Source organism: Microcoleus sp. B4-D4 (genome assembly GCF_036705185.1).
GTDB lineage: Bacteria > Cyanobacteriota > Cyanobacteriia > Cyanobacteriales > Microcoleaceae > Microcoleus.
On the sequence record NZ_JAUBTX010000076.1, the window covers coordinates 1 to 16,127 of the forward strand.

9 protein-coding genes and 1 pseudogene are annotated in these 16,127 nt (G+C 42.0%); 5 read left to right on the top strand and 5 right to left on the bottom strand.

The features are described 5' to 3' along the window. Positions 1–48: 48 nt before the first annotated feature. Positions 49–375, bottom strand: a complete 327-nt coding sequence (locus QUB13_RS29250) for a hypothetical protein (RefSeq protein ID WP_333388302.1) — start codon at positions 373–375, stop codon at positions 49–51. A gap of 114 nt (positions 376–489) precedes the next feature. Here QUB13_RS29250 and QUB13_RS29255 point away from each other — a divergent pair, with 114 nt between their 5' ends. The 5 genes from QUB13_RS29255 (at position 490) to QUB13_RS29275 (ending at position 12,315) form a co-directional block, all read left to right on the top strand. Then, positions 490–774, top strand: coding sequence for a hypothetical protein (locus tag QUB13_RS29255; protein WP_333388305.1), 285 nt, complete (start codon positions 490–492; stop codon positions 772–774). 70 nt (positions 775–844) lie between these two features. Beyond that, positions 845–5,527 (top strand): tetratricopeptide repeat protein, encoded by a 4,683-nt coding sequence (locus QUB13_RS29260; protein ID WP_333388308.1) that lies wholly within the window; start codon positions 845–847, stop codon positions 5,525–5,527. Positions 5,528–5,987: 460 nt separating this feature from the next. Continuing rightward, on the top strand, positions 5,988–7,631 hold the full coding sequence (locus QUB13_RS29265; protein WP_333388311.1) for a tetratricopeptide repeat protein: 1,644 nt from the start codon (positions 5,988–5,990) through the stop codon (positions 7,629–7,631). Between the two features lie 117 nt (positions 7,632–7,748). Then, positions 7,749–9,872, top strand: a complete 2,124-nt coding sequence (locus QUB13_RS29270) for an FkbM family methyltransferase (RefSeq protein WP_333388314.1) — start codon at positions 7,749–7,751, stop codon at positions 9,870–9,872. Between the two features lie 13 nt (positions 9,873–9,885). Further along, positions 9,886–12,315 (top strand): glycosyltransferase family 4 protein, encoded by a 2,430-nt coding sequence (locus tag QUB13_RS29275; protein WP_333388316.1) that lies wholly within the window; start codon positions 9,886–9,888, stop codon positions 12,313–12,315. 82 nt (positions 12,316–12,397) lie between these two features. Here the strand turns inward: QUB13_RS29275 and QUB13_RS29280 are convergent, their stop codons facing one another. The 4 genes and pseudogenes from QUB13_RS29280 to QUB13_RS29295 all read right to left on the bottom strand — a co-directional run. Continuing rightward, positions 12,398–13,642 (bottom strand): glycosyltransferase, encoded by a 1,245-nt coding sequence (locus QUB13_RS29280; RefSeq protein ID WP_333388319.1) that lies wholly within the window; start codon positions 13,640–13,642, stop codon positions 12,398–12,400. A gap of 213 nt (positions 13,643–13,855) precedes the next feature. Beyond that, positions 13,856–15,112 carry a glycosyltransferase gene (locus tag QUB13_RS29285; RefSeq protein ID WP_333388322.1) on the bottom strand — a complete coding sequence of 419 codons (1,257 nt, stop codon included), beginning with the start codon at positions 15,110–15,112 and terminating at the stop codon, positions 13,856–13,858. Between the two features lie 105 nt (positions 15,113–15,217). Further along, positions 15,218–15,640, bottom strand: a complete 423-nt coding sequence (locus QUB13_RS29290) for a hypothetical protein (protein WP_333388325.1) — start codon at positions 15,638–15,640, stop codon at positions 15,218–15,220. Between the two features lie 37 nt (positions 15,641–15,677). Further along, positions 15,678–16,127: pseudogene (locus QUB13_RS29295) on the bottom strand (chromosome partitioning protein ParA); the annotation flags it as partial.

Genomic DNA, 16,127 nt, shown 5'->3' on the forward strand with positions numbered 1-16,127 from the left:
TTCATTTCGACCTCCTGACTACATAGTACCATTATTGCTTACCACTGCTTATGAGTTTAATAAAGTTTTACAATACCCATTGTCTGGCTCGGCGCTCTTGAGTAGGTCTTCGCGATCGAGTGTAGTCGATCCCATCGTCTTAATTTTCATCCCCATTTCAACCACAAGGATTCTGATAAAGAGTTCTATCAAGCGAGCAGATCGTTCGTGTCCTTCGAGGGACTTGGTAATTTGTAAAACTCCATTATCGTAGGTAAAGCGGGCGCGAGTGCGTTCTACTAACAAGCTTTGAATTTGCTTGAAGGCGCGCCAATCGAGATCGCGAAATATCAGGCGCTTTTCACCGACAAGTTGAGGTGGTGGCTCTAATAACATCAAAATCACCGCGACATCATATAAATGATTCTACTCGTTACCAGGCTCTGCCTGGTAACGCAGATCGGGAGGCTCTGCCTCGATTTTCGCAGGCGAGGCAGAGCCTCGCTTACATTGATTCCCAGGCCAAGAGCCTGGGAACCAGTTATTGAAACTGCTGAACGGATTGCTATATCAACCCGCCCCCACTCGACCAAAATACAAGGAGGAGGTTCGCCAAGAGCCAGCCAAAACTCCAGAGCCAGTAAACCAGCCGCAGCCCGCACCGAGGAGTTCGATCGACCAGACTGTATCATCTTCCTGCTGCGATCGCCCTCTTTACCTTTCTTCAAAAACACCCTAGAGATTGGCCCGATCTATAAAATTTTAAAATTTGGGGAACAACAGAGCGATCGTTGATGTCAAACCGCTGTAGACTTATTAAGTGTTTTGAATATATACATAAATTGCTATATCTGGAGCCGCCCCTATGCCATCAACAGTGAATACAGAATCAACAGCGGTTCAATTTAACCAACAGGGAGAAACCTATTTATCCCAAGGGAAATTAGAAGAAGCGATCGCCTCCTGCGAGCAAGCTTTGAAAATGCACCCCAATTTTGCCCCCGCTTACAAGACTTTGGGTAAGGCGCTGCAAGCTCAAGGCAGGATGGAAGAGGCGCGGCACTGGTACGCTAAGGCTGTGGAAATAGAACCGAATTTTGCGGAAGTATACGCGAATTTGGGCAGCCTTTGCGCGCAGCAGGAAAAATGGCAGGAGGCGATCGGATTTTATCAAAAGGCGATCGCCCTGAAACCGAATTTCGCCGGAGTCTACCGCAATTTAGCAAAAGTATTCGGACAAATTGGCAAAGCAGCAGAATCTCAGGAATGCTGGTATCGCGCATTTTCTTTGGAACCGGAAACAGCCAAGCCCTCGGAACACTTGAATATGGGCGATGCTTTTTTCCGACAGGAAAGGTTGCCCGAAGCTATTTCTTGTTACGATCGCGCTATAAAATTAAATCCTAATCTGGCGCAAGCCTACCAAAATATCGGCGAAGCCCTCAAAAAACAAGGCAAGTTAGAGGAAGCCACAGTATATTATCGCAAAGCTATTGAACTGAACGCAGCTAATGCTAGAAACGGCAGCGAGGGACAGCAAACTTTGGCTGGTGCAAACGACGCGACAAATGGTGCTGCTAAGCCGCCACAAGTTCAACAACAAATACCGCAACAGGTTCAACCACCACAAGTTCAACAACAAATACCTGAGCAAATATTGCGGAAAATACCGCAAGAAATACTGAAACAAATACCGCAACAACTTCAACAACAGCTTGGGCGTCAACAAGTTCAGCAACCTGTTAATGCTGGAATTACTACAGAAGATCCAGAAGCATACAAAATACTCGCAGAAGGTTATTTTGCTCAGGGTAAATGGGAACAGGCAATTTCTGCTTGCAAGAAAGCTCTACAAATTAAGCCGGAAGCGCCGCTTTACAAAATGCTCGGCAACGCCCTGCAAGCGGTTGGAAAAATTGATGAAGCTAAAAGTTGCTATGTCAAAGCAATAGAAATTAATCCGAATTTTGCTGAAGCTTATGCTAATTACGGCAGCATTTGCGCGCAGCAGGAACAGTGGCAGCAAGCGGTTTCTGCTTACGAAAAGGCGATCGCCCTGAAGCCGGATTTCGCCGGCGCTTTCCGCAATTTTGCAAAACTTTTAACTCAATTAGGGAAGTCTGAGGCGGCTGCTGAGGCTTGGTACCGGGCCTATGCGATCGACCCGAAATCCGCCACCGCTGAGGAACACGAGAATTTAGCTAAAACTTTGATCGAGCAAGGTAAGGTAGATCAAGGTATTGACTGTTACCGGCGCGCGGTTGAGTTGAACCCAGATGCTGGGGCGGCTTATCACGAATTGGGGGAAATTCTCAAGGGTCAAGAACAGTGGGAAGCGGCGGTTGATGCTTACAGCAATGCTATTAGAAATAATCCCGGACTTTCTTGGTCGCACAACAATTTAGCTGAGTGTCTGGTTAAGTTGGAACGGTGGGAGGAAGCTGTAAATACTTACCGGATGGCGATCGAATTAAATCCCGATTTTAGCTGGTCTCACAACAATTTAGGTGATGTTTTGCTGAAGTTGGAACGGTGGGACGAGGCGGTAGAAGCTTACCGGAAAGCAACTGAGTTAAATCCAGATTTTAGTTGGTCGCACAATTATTTGGCTGACGCGCTGGTGAAGGGGGAACGCTGGGATGAGGCGATTTCGGCTTACCAAAGGTCGATCGAACTGAATCCCGGCCATTTTTGGGCGCACAACAATCTAGCAGAAACGCTGGTGAATTTGGAACGCTGGGATGAGGCGGTTGTTGCGTACCGGCGGGCTAACGAAATCGACCCGAATTTTTTCTGGTCGCAGAGCAAGTTGGGCGACGCGCTGCTAGAAATGGAAAGGTGGGACGAGGCGATCGCTGTTTACCGGCGCGCGGCGGAGTTGAATCCTGATTTTGCGTGGACTTATTACAACATGGGGACGGCTCTGGAGAAGCTGGAACGGTGGGATGAGTCGATCGCTTCTTACCGCCGTGCTGTGGAAATTCAGCCGGATTTGCCGTGGATTTCGCAAAAGCTGGCTGATGCTTTGAGGATGCGATCGCAGTGGGATTTGCAGCAGTCAATGGGTTTGTACCGAAAGGCGATTCTGGAGAATCCCGAGGATGTGCAGTTGTATCACAAGGCTTTGGAGATTGCGCCGAATGATGCTGACCTTTATGTTGAGTTGGCGAATGCTTTGGTGCGGCAGAGTTGGCCGGATGGGGCGATCGTCTTTTATCAGATGGCGTTGCAGATTCGGCCTGATGACAAGGCTATTTCTGGGCTGTTGGAAGATGTGTTAAAAAAAAAGGGGGTAACTAAGGGGGCGGGAAACAGCGATCGCACTGTTAATGGACATTCGCGAAGTGCGATCGAAGACACTCCTGGAGTAGCTGCTGAGTACCACGAATTAGGCGAGTCTCTGCAACAAGAAGGTAAATATACCGAGGCTATTGCGGCCTACCGCCAAGCAATTGCAATTAATCCCAATTACTTTGGAACTCACCACAATTTAGGCGATGTCTTGAAATGGAGGGGTAAAATTGATGAGTCTATTAAAAGCTATCAGAAAGCCGCAGAAGTGAATCCAACTTTTGTCTGGTCGCACCACAACTTAGGGGATGTATATCAACAAGAAGGTCGGCTTGATGAAGCTGTTGCGGCATATAGGAGAGCGATCGAGGTTGCTCCTGAATTTGGCTGGTCGTACCACAATTTAGCAAAAACTTTAGCTAAACAAAACAAGCTTTCCGAAGCTCTGGAAGCTTATCAGACGGCGAGCAAACTCGATCCGAAACTTTTTGGTTTGGATTATGAAAACTTGCGAGATTCCCTATTCCTCGGTCAAGACCCAGCTTATACGAAGTGGCGCGCCAAGCACAGCCCCAGAGAAGCTGATTTGCGGAAGATGGCTGAAATATTAGAAATCTTTAGCTACAAGCCGCTGATTAGCATTGTGATGCCGAGCTACAACACGCCAGAGAATTATCTCAGGGAAGCTATAGACTCAGTTTTTAATCAAATATATCCCTACTGGGAATTGTGCATTGCTGACGACGCATCAACCGCGCCTCATGTCAAGCGAATTTTGCAAGAATATGCAGCCAAAGATAGCCGGATCAAAGTAGTTTATCGAACCAAAAACGGTCACATTTCTCACTGTTCCAATTCTGCTTTGGAGTTGGCGACGGGTGAATTTATATCTCTATTAGACCACGACGATACGCTGACACCGGAGGCTTTGTATGAAGTGGTGCTGCTGCTGAACCGCCACCCGGAGGCGGACATGATTTATTCGGATGAAGACAAGATTTATCAGGATCAAGAACTGATAAATCCTTTCTTCAAGGCTGAATGGAGCCCCGATTCGTTTTTGTCTCGGATGTACACTTGCCATTTGGGAACTTACAGGAAAAATTTAATCGATGAAATTGGCGGTTTTAGAGCGGGTTTTGAGGGAGCTCAGGATTACGATTTGGTTCTGAGGTTTACGGAAAAAACTGACAAGATTTTTCACATCCCTAAAATTCTTTACCACTGGAGAATGCACGCGGGTTCGGCTGCTGGCGGTGTAGATGCTAAACCATACGCCTATGATGCAGGGCAAAAAGCTTTGCAAGAGGCGATCGAACGCCGGGGCGAACCGGGAAGGATTGAAGGGGTTCCCTACTTTTTGGGACACTTTATTGCCCGTTACAAGATTGCGGATTACAAGCGGGTAAGCATCATTATTCCGACGCGGGATTTAGGCGATGTTTTGGACAATTGCTTGGAGTCTATCTTTACTAAGAGTGTCTACCCCAACTACGAAGTTATCGTCATCGATAACGGCAGTCAAGAGCAACACACGGCGGAAATTCTGGCTAAATGGACGGCGAAGGAATCAGCGAGGTTTAAAAGTTATCGCCTAGATATTCCGTTCAATTTCTCTAAGATTAACAACTACGCGGCTAGCAAAGCCGAGGGAGATTACTTGCTGTTCTTGAATAACGATACAGAGGTAATTACTCCCGATTGGATTGACGCGATGGTTGAGCAATCTCAAAGAAGCTCGATCGGGGCGGTGGGCAATTTGCTGATATATTCAGATAACAAAATCCAGCACGCGGGAGTGGTGATGGGACTCGGCGGCGGTGTGGCAGGTCACAGTTATTATCATATGCCGCGATCGATACCGGGGTATTTCGGGAATGTGGTAGGTATGAACAATGTTTCAGCGGTAACTGCTGCGTGTTTGATGTGCCGGCGCGAAGTATTTGAGAGTGTTGGGGGGTTTGACGAAGAGCTAACAGTGGCGTACAATGATGTGGATTTGTGTTTGAAAATGCTGGAGAAAGGGTACCGCAATATTTACCTGCCTCATGTAGTTCTCTACCACCATGAATCTAAAAGTCGCGGTTACGAAGACTCGCCGGAAAAGAAAGAGCGGCTGAGGAAGGAATCGAAGCTGATGGAAAGCAGGTGGCAAAAATATATTGAGAATGACCCTTACTACAGCCCTCATTTAACCAGGGCTTGTCAAGACAGCGGTATCAGGTTGGAGGATGAGAATTGGCTGCCGAGTCATTAGGAACATCCCCATGAGTTTAGGGTGTAAACTTAAGCCTCAAGCCTTCTGTATTTCGGGTTTGTATCGAAGTCTAGATGCCCCTAAATCCCCCTTAAGAAGGGGGACTTTGAAGGCTCTTTCCCCTTGTAGCGGTGCCCCCGTGCCCGCCCTGGACTAGCGGAAATCGAGAGGATTGTGACTCTGACTCAAGAAGGGGGAATTTCAACACTCTTGTCCCCCCCCTTGCTAAGGGGGGCTAGGGGGGATCGAGGGGACTAGGACGTTTTTTCAAACTTTGAAGAAACCCGGAGATCCCCCTAAATCCCCCTTAAGAAGGGGGACTTTGAGTATTCTTGTCCCCCCCTTATTAAGGGGGGCTAGGGGGGATCGAGAGAATTGTGACTCACACAGAAGACTTATACAAGATACCGATCGACCCGATCGACCAAGCTAAAAAAAATGAAATCTACGGTACAAAATTATGAATAACTCGTTACAAGTGCATGAAGAAACAGCTTCTAATTATTTTCATAGAGGCAACCTCCTGAAACAGTCCGATAAATTTGAGGAAGCCGCCGCCGCCTACCAGCGCTGTACTGAACTCAACCCGGATTTTTCCTGGTATCACCACAATTTGGGTGAAGTTTTGGCGAAATTGGGGCAGCGGGATGGGGCAGAAAAAAGTTACCGCCGGGCCTGCGAACTCAACCCGAATTCGGCTTGGTCTTGGCACAATTTCGGGGAGGTTTTGCAACAGCAGGGCAATCTTGATGAGGCCGTGGCAGCGTATCGGAAAGCTGTGGAGCTCTATCCCGACTTTTATGAGTTTCACAACAGTTTGGGTCAGGCTTTGTGCTTGCAAGGTCAATTGGATGAGTCTGTAAGTTGTTTGCGGAAGGCGATCGAACTTGACTCGGAATCTGCTTTGCCTCACCAAAATTTGTGGGAGGCTTTGGCAAGATTGGGACGGGTTGATGAAGGGATGGATTGTTTGCGAAGGGCGATCGAGCTTAATCCGGGCGAGGGAGATTTGTACCTGAAATTGGCAGAGGCTTTGCAAGGTAAGAATGAGTTGGCAGAAGCCGTGAATTATTACCGAAAGGCGCTTCAGTTAAAACCGGATTTCCACTGGCTGTACTATAAATTGGGCACGGCTTTGTCGGCTCAGGGCCAATGGGAGGAGGCGATCGCATCTTACTCGAAAGCTGCTGAGTTGGAACCGGGTTCGGCGATCGTCCACCACTATTTGGGGCATACTTTGTCGATCGTCCAGCGCTGGGATGAGGCGATCGCCTCTTATCGGAAAGCTTTAGAAATTGTGCCGAATGCGGCAGTGATTTACCAGCATTTGGGCGATGCTTTGGCGAAGCTGCAAAAGTGGGAGCAGGCTGTGGGAGCTTATCGCAAATCGGTTGAGTTCGATCCGAATTCGTTGGAGGCTCAGGATCATTTGGGGTTTGCTCTGTATCAGTTGGGGCGTTACGATGAGGCGATCGCAGCCTATCGCAGAGCCCTGGAAGTTGCTCCTAATTCAGATGTGGTGAACTGTCATTTAGGTGATGCTTTGCGAGGACGAGCTGGTGTCGGGCCGCTTCAAAAAGAGGTTGATCTGGATTTGAAGGAGGCGGTAAAGTGTTATCGCAGGGCGATCGAATCGAATCCCAGTAATTTGGAAGCGGCTCAAAAGGCTGTGGAGATTAAGTCTGATGACTCGGAGCTTGATTTGCAGCTAGGTAAGGCTTTGGCAGAACAAGGGCAGTTTGATGGGGCGATCGCTCAGTATCGGCGCGTTCTCGATCAAAATTCTGACTCTTGGGAGGCGGAGCATTATTTAGGCGAAGCTTTGGCAAAACAAGAACGGTGGGATCGGGCGATCGATGCTTACCGTAGGGCGATCGAGATTCGGCCGGAGTCTTCTTTGTGTTACTGCGGTTTAGGCAATGCTTTGATGAGCAAGGGTATGGTAGAGGAGGCGATTTCAGCTTACCGGAGGGCGATCGAACTGAATCCTAATAATGCTTTGCTTTACCACACTTTAGGAGATTTGTATGCAAAACAGGCTAAAGTGGATGAAGCTAGCCTTGCTTACCGCAAAGCTATAGAGATTGAAGCCAGAAGCTTTTAAATGCGATCAATTTTCTCTTGTCTTTTGCTAATATCAAACTTCTGATCGACTTTATTTCACAGGGTCGATCGGAATAATCGACAAACTTTTGAATAACAAGGGAGTGTAACAAAATCAATGCCTCAAAACCTAACAGCAACAGCTATTCAAAGTCGTATCTTGCGATACGCGACGCTTAAAAAAGAGTTGAAATACCATAATTCTCAAGAAAAATTAACTGCTCTCACTGTCCTTGTGACTGAACGTCAAGGCAAAATGAAAATATCTATTCAACATATAACAGAGGCTCATTCATTATTAACCTTATCCTCAATAGAGGAGTCTCAAATAAAAGAAGTTGAAACTTATTCATTAGCTGATTTTTTCAAGGAGTTGCCATCCAAAATTGATATTATTAATCTTGACACTAAATGGCTGTCTCCTTTTGTTTTCGAGGAAATGCAGAGTCTTATTACAAAAAATTCTCATGCTACTATTTTTATAGTATTTAGTTGTTCGGATTTTGATAAAAAAGAAGAAGCAAAGTCTTTTATCTATAAGATTCTAAGAAGTGGGTTTTCCATAGCAGAAATTAATAACGATCAAAAACTTAGTGTTATTTCTGAAGATAAATTGATGAGCCAGGTTTCGGTTAGATTAGTATTGAAGAAAGTTACTAATCCCAGCCGGAATGAAAAAAAGTTTTCAGAGGTGAAGCAAAATAAAATTAAGTTAGAAACTCCACAACTATCAAATAAAAAAAATGACATATCAGATCCAATACATGGTAGTCAACAAACGAGTTTATCTGAGCAATCTGAGGTAAAAGCTCTGATTGGGGACAAGGAAAAATATAAGCTAGATCTTCGCTTGTCTGGAATTGTAGAAGACATTTCGAGAAACTCAAAACCTAAAGTTATCGAAAAATTAGAGACACTTTGCCATACCTATGATAATGCAGGTCTTATAGATTGGGAGAAGGAACTTGAGTTAGGATATAGGCGTTTCTTAAGTTTTAATTCTACTGTTATTGATATTGGAGGTCATGCAGGTAGGCACTCTGACATATTTATCAACCAGATAGGATGCAAGGAGGTTTACATATTTGAGCCGATTCCCAGTAAGTATGAACATTTACTAAACAGATACTTATCTAACCAAAATGTCACTGTTAAGCAAGTTGCTTTATCTTCTAGTGTGGGTAAGTCAGAATTTATTATTAATCATGGTGCTCCTGAAGAAAGTGGATTAAAGGAAAGAATATATAACAATCCTGAACTCAAAATACTAGAGAAAATTATCGTGGCTACTGACACTATAGACAATATTTTTAGAGATGCCTCAGCCATTGAATACATAAAAATTGATACTGAGGGGGGAGAGATTGATATTCTCCGAGGTGCCGTCTCAATTATTCAAAAGTTTCGTCCATTTATATCTGTAGAGTACGGAAAACCCAGTTATAGCGCCTATGCACATAACCAAGATACTCTTTTCTTATACTCTCAAGAACAACAATATGTAATAACCGATTTGTTTGGTAATCCCATTGAAAATATCGATATATGGCGAGAGTGCGTTGATACTTTTTATTGGGATTACTATCTTGTCCCACAAGAAAAGTTATCCTTTTTCTCTTCAACTCTAACAGCCCAAGTTAGCCAAGTGGTTAGAGAAACAAACAAGATAGAATTGAAGGAAAAATATCAACCATGTAATCCAGATCAGATGCTACAAAAAAAAGAAGACAATCCACCTAAGACACCGTTTGATTATCACAAGTATCCCCCGCGTCTGAATCTAGGATGTGGCTATGATATTAGGTCTGGATATTTGAATATTGACTTCCAACAAAAACATAATCCTGATTTGTTGGCAGATATCAGGTTACTAGATATGTTACCATCAGGATATTATGAAGAAATAGTAGCACAAGATTGTTTAGAACACTTTCCAAGAACCGAGACGGAACTTGCTCTTAAGGAATGGCATCGTTTGTTAAAAATCGGAGGTCTATTAAAATTGAGAGTACCTGATATAGCTAGTGCTGTTGCAATCTTGACTTCAAATACAGATATTAATCATCAGAAAGGATGGAACCAAATGATATTTGGAACTCAAGCTTATACTGGAGATTATCACTTTACAAGTTTTACTGAAGTTCTAGTGCGTCATTATCTAGAAGAATCTGGGTTTAATGTTAACGAAATTAAACTTTTTGATCGTTGGTTGCTGGATATCATAGCTGAGAAAATCAATTAAATTGGTGTGTTTTATGAAAATTGCGATTGTTGCTCCTAGTGGAATTCCTTTCCGTATTGGCGGTGCTGAAAATCTGTGGTGGGGACTGCTGCACTACATTAACCATAATACTCGACACACAGCCGATTTAATTAAGTTGCCAAGTCCAGAATTAGACTTTTGGGAATTAATGGATAATCACTGGCGATTTTCTCAGTTAGATTTAAACCATTTTGATATGGTAATTTCTGGCAAATATCCCAGTTGGATGGTTTCCCATCCCAATCATGTATGCTATATGCTCCACAAAAATCGGGGGTTTTATGACCTATACACTCCGATCACTGGCTATAACTATTCAGAGAGGTATATTACAAATGATCCCGAAGTTTGTGCGTTGCAAGAATTTATGCGAGGTAATCAAGGTTCCCGGTCTTCCTTAAAAGAGTTTTATCAACGACTCAATCGACTTCGTTCACGACAACATGAACTGCTAGCCGATGCCTTTCAGCGTCCTGGCAAATTATCAAAAGAAATTATACATTTTTTGGATGGTATAGCCTTAGCTCCCACCGCAATCAAAAAATATGCAGCTATTTCTCACAATGTTGCGAAGCGAAAAGATTATTTTCCTGTGGGATATCCAGTTGATGTAATTTACCCGCCACCTGTTCAGAGTGGTTTTTATATTGGTCAAAGTGATTACCTATTTACAGTTAGTCGTTTAGAAAAAGGCTTTAAGAGGGTTGAACTCTTAGTTGAAGCCATGAAGTATGTGAAAACTAACATCCCTTTTAAGATTGCGGGTACAGGGGACGATCTGGAAAATCTCAAGCAACTTGCGGGTAACGATCGCAGAATAGAATTTCTCGGTTTTGTCAATGACAAAGATTTAGTAGACCTATATGCCAATGCTTTTGCTGTTTTATTTGTTCCCTATGATGAAGATTATGGGTATATTACAGTTGAAGCAATGAAATGTGGTAAGCCCGTGATTACGGCAACGGATTCAGGAGGTTCTAATGAGTTTGTCCGTAATGGAGAAACTGGTTATTCTGTTTCACCAGAACCCCAAGCGATTGCAGAACGCATTGATTACTTGTGCGAACATCGACAGGAATCCCAACAAATGGGTTTAACGGCTCAGAAACTGGTTGAAGATATTACCTGGGAAAATGCTGTAGCGCGCCTGTTAGGTGAAAGTCTGACATCCTACTCAATCCCAACGACAATTCAAAAACCGACAACAGCTAACAAAAAGCGTAAAAAAATCACTGTAGCTGTAACTTTTTCAGTTTTTCCCCCTACCTACGGTGGGCAAGTTCGCATCTTTAATCTATATCGCCATTTAGCTCGTGAATTTGACATTGAGTTAGTTACCTTAGACGATCGCCGTCAACCTCCATTTAGAGGTGAAATTGCCCCTGGATTATGGGAAATTAGAGTGCCGATGTCAAATCATCATCACGATGCTATGTGGTCTATTTTGGCTCAGGTCGGAGTGCCGATTACTGACATCACGATGTCCAAACTTTATCATCTGACACCCGATTATATAGAGGAGTTGCGAAAATCCACAAAAGATGCTGATTTTGTAGTGGCTTGTCATCCTTATTTTTTGCCAACTATTCGGGAAGTTACAGACAAGCCTATTGTGCATGAGTCTCAGGATGTAGAAGTAGAGGTTAAAAAGACTTTACTCCCTGAAAATGCAACAGGGCGTGAACTTCTGGAATTCACTCATCAGATAGAACAAGAGTGTTGCCAAATTAGTCAGTTGATTATGACTTGTTCAGATGATGATGGTCAAAAGTTAAGTCAAATTTATCAAATCGATATAAGCAAAATAGTTACCATTCCCAACTGTGTCGATTTGCAAGCTGTCAATTATGTTTCCTGGCAGCAGCGTCTATCCACAAAAAATAAGTTGGGATTAAAAGAAGAGTTTATTGCTTTATTCATTGGTAGTGGATATCCACCGAATCAAGATGCTGTGCGCTATATTTTTCAAATAGCAGAGCAGCTACCAGACATTAAATTCTTGATTATGGGAAGTGTAGCTGATGCTTTTCAAAATCAGGTAATTCCAGTGAATTTAAGTTTTATGGGAATGGTAGACGATCAAGAGAAAGATACTGTCTTAGGAATGGTTGATGTAGCTTTAAATCCAATGATGTCTGGCTCTGGAACTAATCTAAAAATGCTAGATTACTTTGCTGCTGGAGTTCCAGTTATCTCTAATCCTGTTGGTGCGCGGGGGTTAGGATTGGAACACGGAAAACAATGTATTATTGTTGAGTTAGAACAGTTTGTAGAGGAAATTATAAGTCTCAGAAATGAGGGTGATATTAGTAAAAGTCTTCGGATTGAAAAGGCTAGACAGCTTGTTGAACAAGAGTTTAATTGGGAGTCAGCCGCACACAAACTGAGCAACCACATTAGAGAATTTATTAAGCTTGATTAAGATTTATACTACCCTGAATTAACAGTAATTTTACAACTTTCAGGGTGGACAATAAGTTGCCAGCAGTTAACTATTTTTTTAATTATGACCTTGAATTACTAATCTCCCTCTGTATTTGTATAGCTGTCTGCTTCCATGCAGCAGCTTCTTTAGCATTAATGGGGTTTTGGGATTCCCTTTGTTTTTTGTTTATAATATTTTCCGTAATATATTCAAGACGGTTCTTGATTTTTTGCCCCACAGTTTCAGGATTTAACAAGTATTTAATATCTTGAGATGCTCGTGTCCCGACTACTAGCTTGGCTTGATTATAGTTATAAAAAACATAGTGCATTAAAGAAGCTGCATGATTGATATCAGGTTCAGCCCAGATACTTCCTTTTGGATATGGAAAATAGTCTTCAGTAGTGGCTACTAAGTCATACTTTACTAAAAAGCTATTTCCTACGTTCATAAATTCGACATTGGAAGAGTAACCTGTGGCGATGACAGGTTTACCATAGAACATGGCTTCAGCCATCGTTAAGCCAAAACCTTCGGCACGATGCAGAGATATATAAGAATCGCAACTATTAACCAAGGCATTTACTTCTTCTTTCAGGAGATGTTTACTGATAAAGCGAATAGAAGGATAATTAGCTTTCGCCATATTAAGTTCCTCTAGGTACTGAGGATAATACTCGCCATTATGAAATTTTATAATCAGCATGACATCATTATTGGAGTCACTAAATGCTTGTTTAAACGCTTCAATAACAGCTAAAGGATTTTTGCGTTGATAGTTGCTATGAAAATCAAACATAAATAAGAAAATAAACTTATCCTTTGGTAAATCTAAGCTTTCTCTTCCTAATGTAAATTCTGGCAATGCCAGACTAGGAAAGATTTTAACCACAGGAATTGTGGAAACAGCAGATATAGCTTCTCCTGAAAAACCGCTCATTACCCAAATTTCATCGAAGAAATCAAAAGCAAACTGCCATTGGGGAGGAAAATGGGGCATTTCCCAAAGCCAAAATCCTATATTGTAGTGACCTTGGAAATACTCAAAACTGAGATTATTACTATTCTCAGAAATTACTCTAGTTATCAAATCGGGATTAGTTTGTACAAGGTTGATAGGATAAGGATTATCCTGGGAGAAATTAGTGTAACGGTTATTCGTTTGGGGGACTCCCTCTAAATCAAAATTATTCAGGACAAAGGGAATACCAACGGATTCTACCGCTCTCACCGTTGACCTGACACCCTCTGCAAGTCCAAAGTCTCCTTTAATATGACCTGAAATGTTGAGTCCTAATGAATTATTACGTGTTGTCTTGAACATTGTTAATTTCCACCTATTATGAGTAGCAATAACATCCAATCAAATCTTCCTTGACTGATTCATCTAAGTCTGGTTCTGGTGTAATAATCCCAAATAAAACTTCAGATGATGCAGACAATCTATTGACATTATAATCTATACTTGCAATCCCTTTCATGACTGAATACCTTCCTTTTTTGTTTTAATCTTAATAGGTGACAAATGCAGCTCTTACTAAACCTTTGTAGATGAGTGAGTCCAGTAATCTAGTTCTTTTTTAGCTTCCATAGCCGTTTTTCTCCAAGCCTGTGCCTGATAATGTGACCATTCTTCTACTCCTCTCCGTTTAGGTTTTTTGTCTACATTTGTAGTAATCTGTTCCAGACGTTTCCTAATTTTAGACCCAATTGCGTCGGGACTCAGTAAAGACTGAATTTCCCGACCGGCTTTAGAACCCACTAGAGATGCTTGTTGATAGTTATGAAAAACATAGTACATCAAAGCAGCGGCATGGTCAATATCCGGCTCAGCCCAAATATTTCCCTTTTTATAAGGTCCAATATCTTCAGGAATAGTGACTAAATCATATTTTACCAAAAAACTATTTCCTACATTCATAAATTCTATATTAGATGAGTAGGCCGTGGCAATAACAGGCTTACCATAGAACATAGCTTCAGCCATAGTCAGTCCAAATCCTTCAGCACGATGTAGCGAGACATAACAGTCACAATTATAAATCAAAGCATTTACCTCATTTTTCATTAAATGACCCTCTATAAGGTGAATAAATTCATGATTCCCTGCTAATGCTTTAAACTGTTCTCGTTGATATGGATAATGTTCTGAATTAGAAAATTTTATCACGAGTAAGACTTCACTATGGGACTTTCCAAAAGCTTGAATAAAAGCTTCTATAACAGCGACAGGATTTTTTCTTTCAAATGTGCTTAAAGAGTCGAACATAAAAAGAAAAATAAATTTATCCTTTGGTAATCCCAACGCTTCTCTATCTAAAGATGGTTGAGCAAGCGCCAAGCTAGGCATTATCTTAAGAACTGGAACAGATGATACAGCCGATATAGCTTCTACTGAATAATTACTATACGTCCATATTTCATCAAATAACTCTAAACCAAATTGTAATTCAGGAGGAAATGTTAGTAATTCCCATGCCCAACAGCCTATATTATAGTGCCCCTCAAAAAAGCTATAACCAAACCGTTCAAGAAACATAGAGATCACATCGGGATTAAAATTTACCAGGTTAACTAGATAGGGGTTATCCGTAGTAAAATCTTGCTCTTCATAGGTAGAATCTAGGTTTCGATGCCACTCTATATGGAAATTGTTAAGATTGAAAGGAATCTTAGCTGCCTTAATTGCCCTAATATTTGCTCGTACTCCTTCACCAATACCAAACTCCCCCTTTATACAACCTATAGTATTAATCCCAAAGTTAGAATTTAGTATTTTTTGGCTTGTATTCATAATCACTGCTTGAATTTATAAAGAGAGTTTATTATCATTAAACGTAAAGTATCATTAGTGAAAGATAGAGATATCAAATTCTCTAAATTCTCATGTAATGAGTCATCATCGTTGTTCTAGTTCCTTTTGAAGTTGCTGTGCTGTTTGTTTTAAAGCTTCGTATTTGGATTGAAGCCATTCTTTTTCTGCAAGAATCTGGTGTGCATAAACCTGTGATATGTCTAATTCCGCTTTTGTTTTGTATAGTTGAGTATGTACTCGCTCCAATTCTTTCTTCGTCAGGTCAAACTCACTCTGCAATTCATCCATTTTTCCCATAATTAAGTGCAGTAGAGTTTGAGATTCTTCTAAATCTCCTTTATTCTGCTCCAGTTGAACTGTCAGGGACGAGACTAGCAAAATAAAGTCATCAGAATGTCCGAATACTTCGTTATTCAAGTCTTGATCTGATTGAGATAATTCCTGTCGAACTTGTTGTACTAGCTCTTGAGGCAAATCTTGATCAAGAGCGTCTAGGACATTAGTCATTTTTTCTATACCCACTGATGACACACTACTCGTTTTCTCAGTTTCTAATCAGTTTTGAATTTACAGCTATTACCCGACGTGTTAGCTGTTTCCACTCGGCTGAGTTTGTCAATGTGTAGCTATCAAAATAATCCCCCTTTTCTGCATAAAACTTAGTGAAACTCTCTAACCAGTTGACTACAGACTCGGTTCGTGAAATAGGTGTGAATTTCAAAGACTCCTGCAAACACTCTTGCATTTTGTCCAAATCGCCACTTTGATAAGCATACCAGGCATCCCATACCAGCAATCTATAATGAGTTGCTTTTTTGGACTGCGGTTCAGTAGTTACAGACTGATGTTGTAACTTAGTCCTGACTAATTCTACCTGAGTCTGAGAGAATTGAGATTTTAATTGTTCCAATTCCTGCTGAGTTTGATGTAGTTGAGACTCTGACTGTTCTAATTCCTGATGAGTTTGATGTAGTTGAGACTCTGACTGTTCTAA

Excerpts from the sequence above, each read along its gene's own strand:
- QUB13_RS29275 (WP_333388316.1), top strand. The coding sequence starts at position 9,886 with ATGAAAATTGCGATTGTTGCTCCTAGTGGAATTCCTTTCCGTATTGGC.
- QUB13_RS29285 (WP_333388322.1), bottom strand. The coding sequence starts at position 15,112 with ATGAATACAAGCCAAAAAATACTAAATTCTAACTTTGGGATTAATACT.
- QUB13_RS29250 (WP_333388302.1), bottom strand. The coding sequence starts at position 375 with ATGTTATTAGAGCCACCACCTCAACTTGTCGGTGAAAAGCGCCTGATA.
- QUB13_RS29280 (WP_333388319.1), bottom strand. The coding sequence starts at position 13,642 with ATGTTCAAGACAACACGTAATAATTCATTAGGACTCAACATTTCAGGT.
- QUB13_RS29265 (WP_333388311.1), top strand. The coding sequence starts at position 5,988 with ATGAATAACTCGTTACAAGTGCATGAAGAAACAGCTTCTAATTATTTT.
- QUB13_RS29290 (WP_333388325.1), bottom strand. The coding sequence starts at position 15,640 with ATGACTAATGTCCTAGACGCTCTTGATCAAGATTTGCCTCAAGAGCTA.
- QUB13_RS29270 (WP_333388314.1), top strand. The coding sequence starts at position 7,749 with ATGCCTCAAAACCTAACAGCAACAGCTATTCAAAGTCGTATCTTGCGA.
- QUB13_RS29260 (WP_333388308.1), top strand. The coding sequence starts at position 845 with ATGCCATCAACAGTGAATACAGAATCAACAGCGGTTCAATTTAACCAA.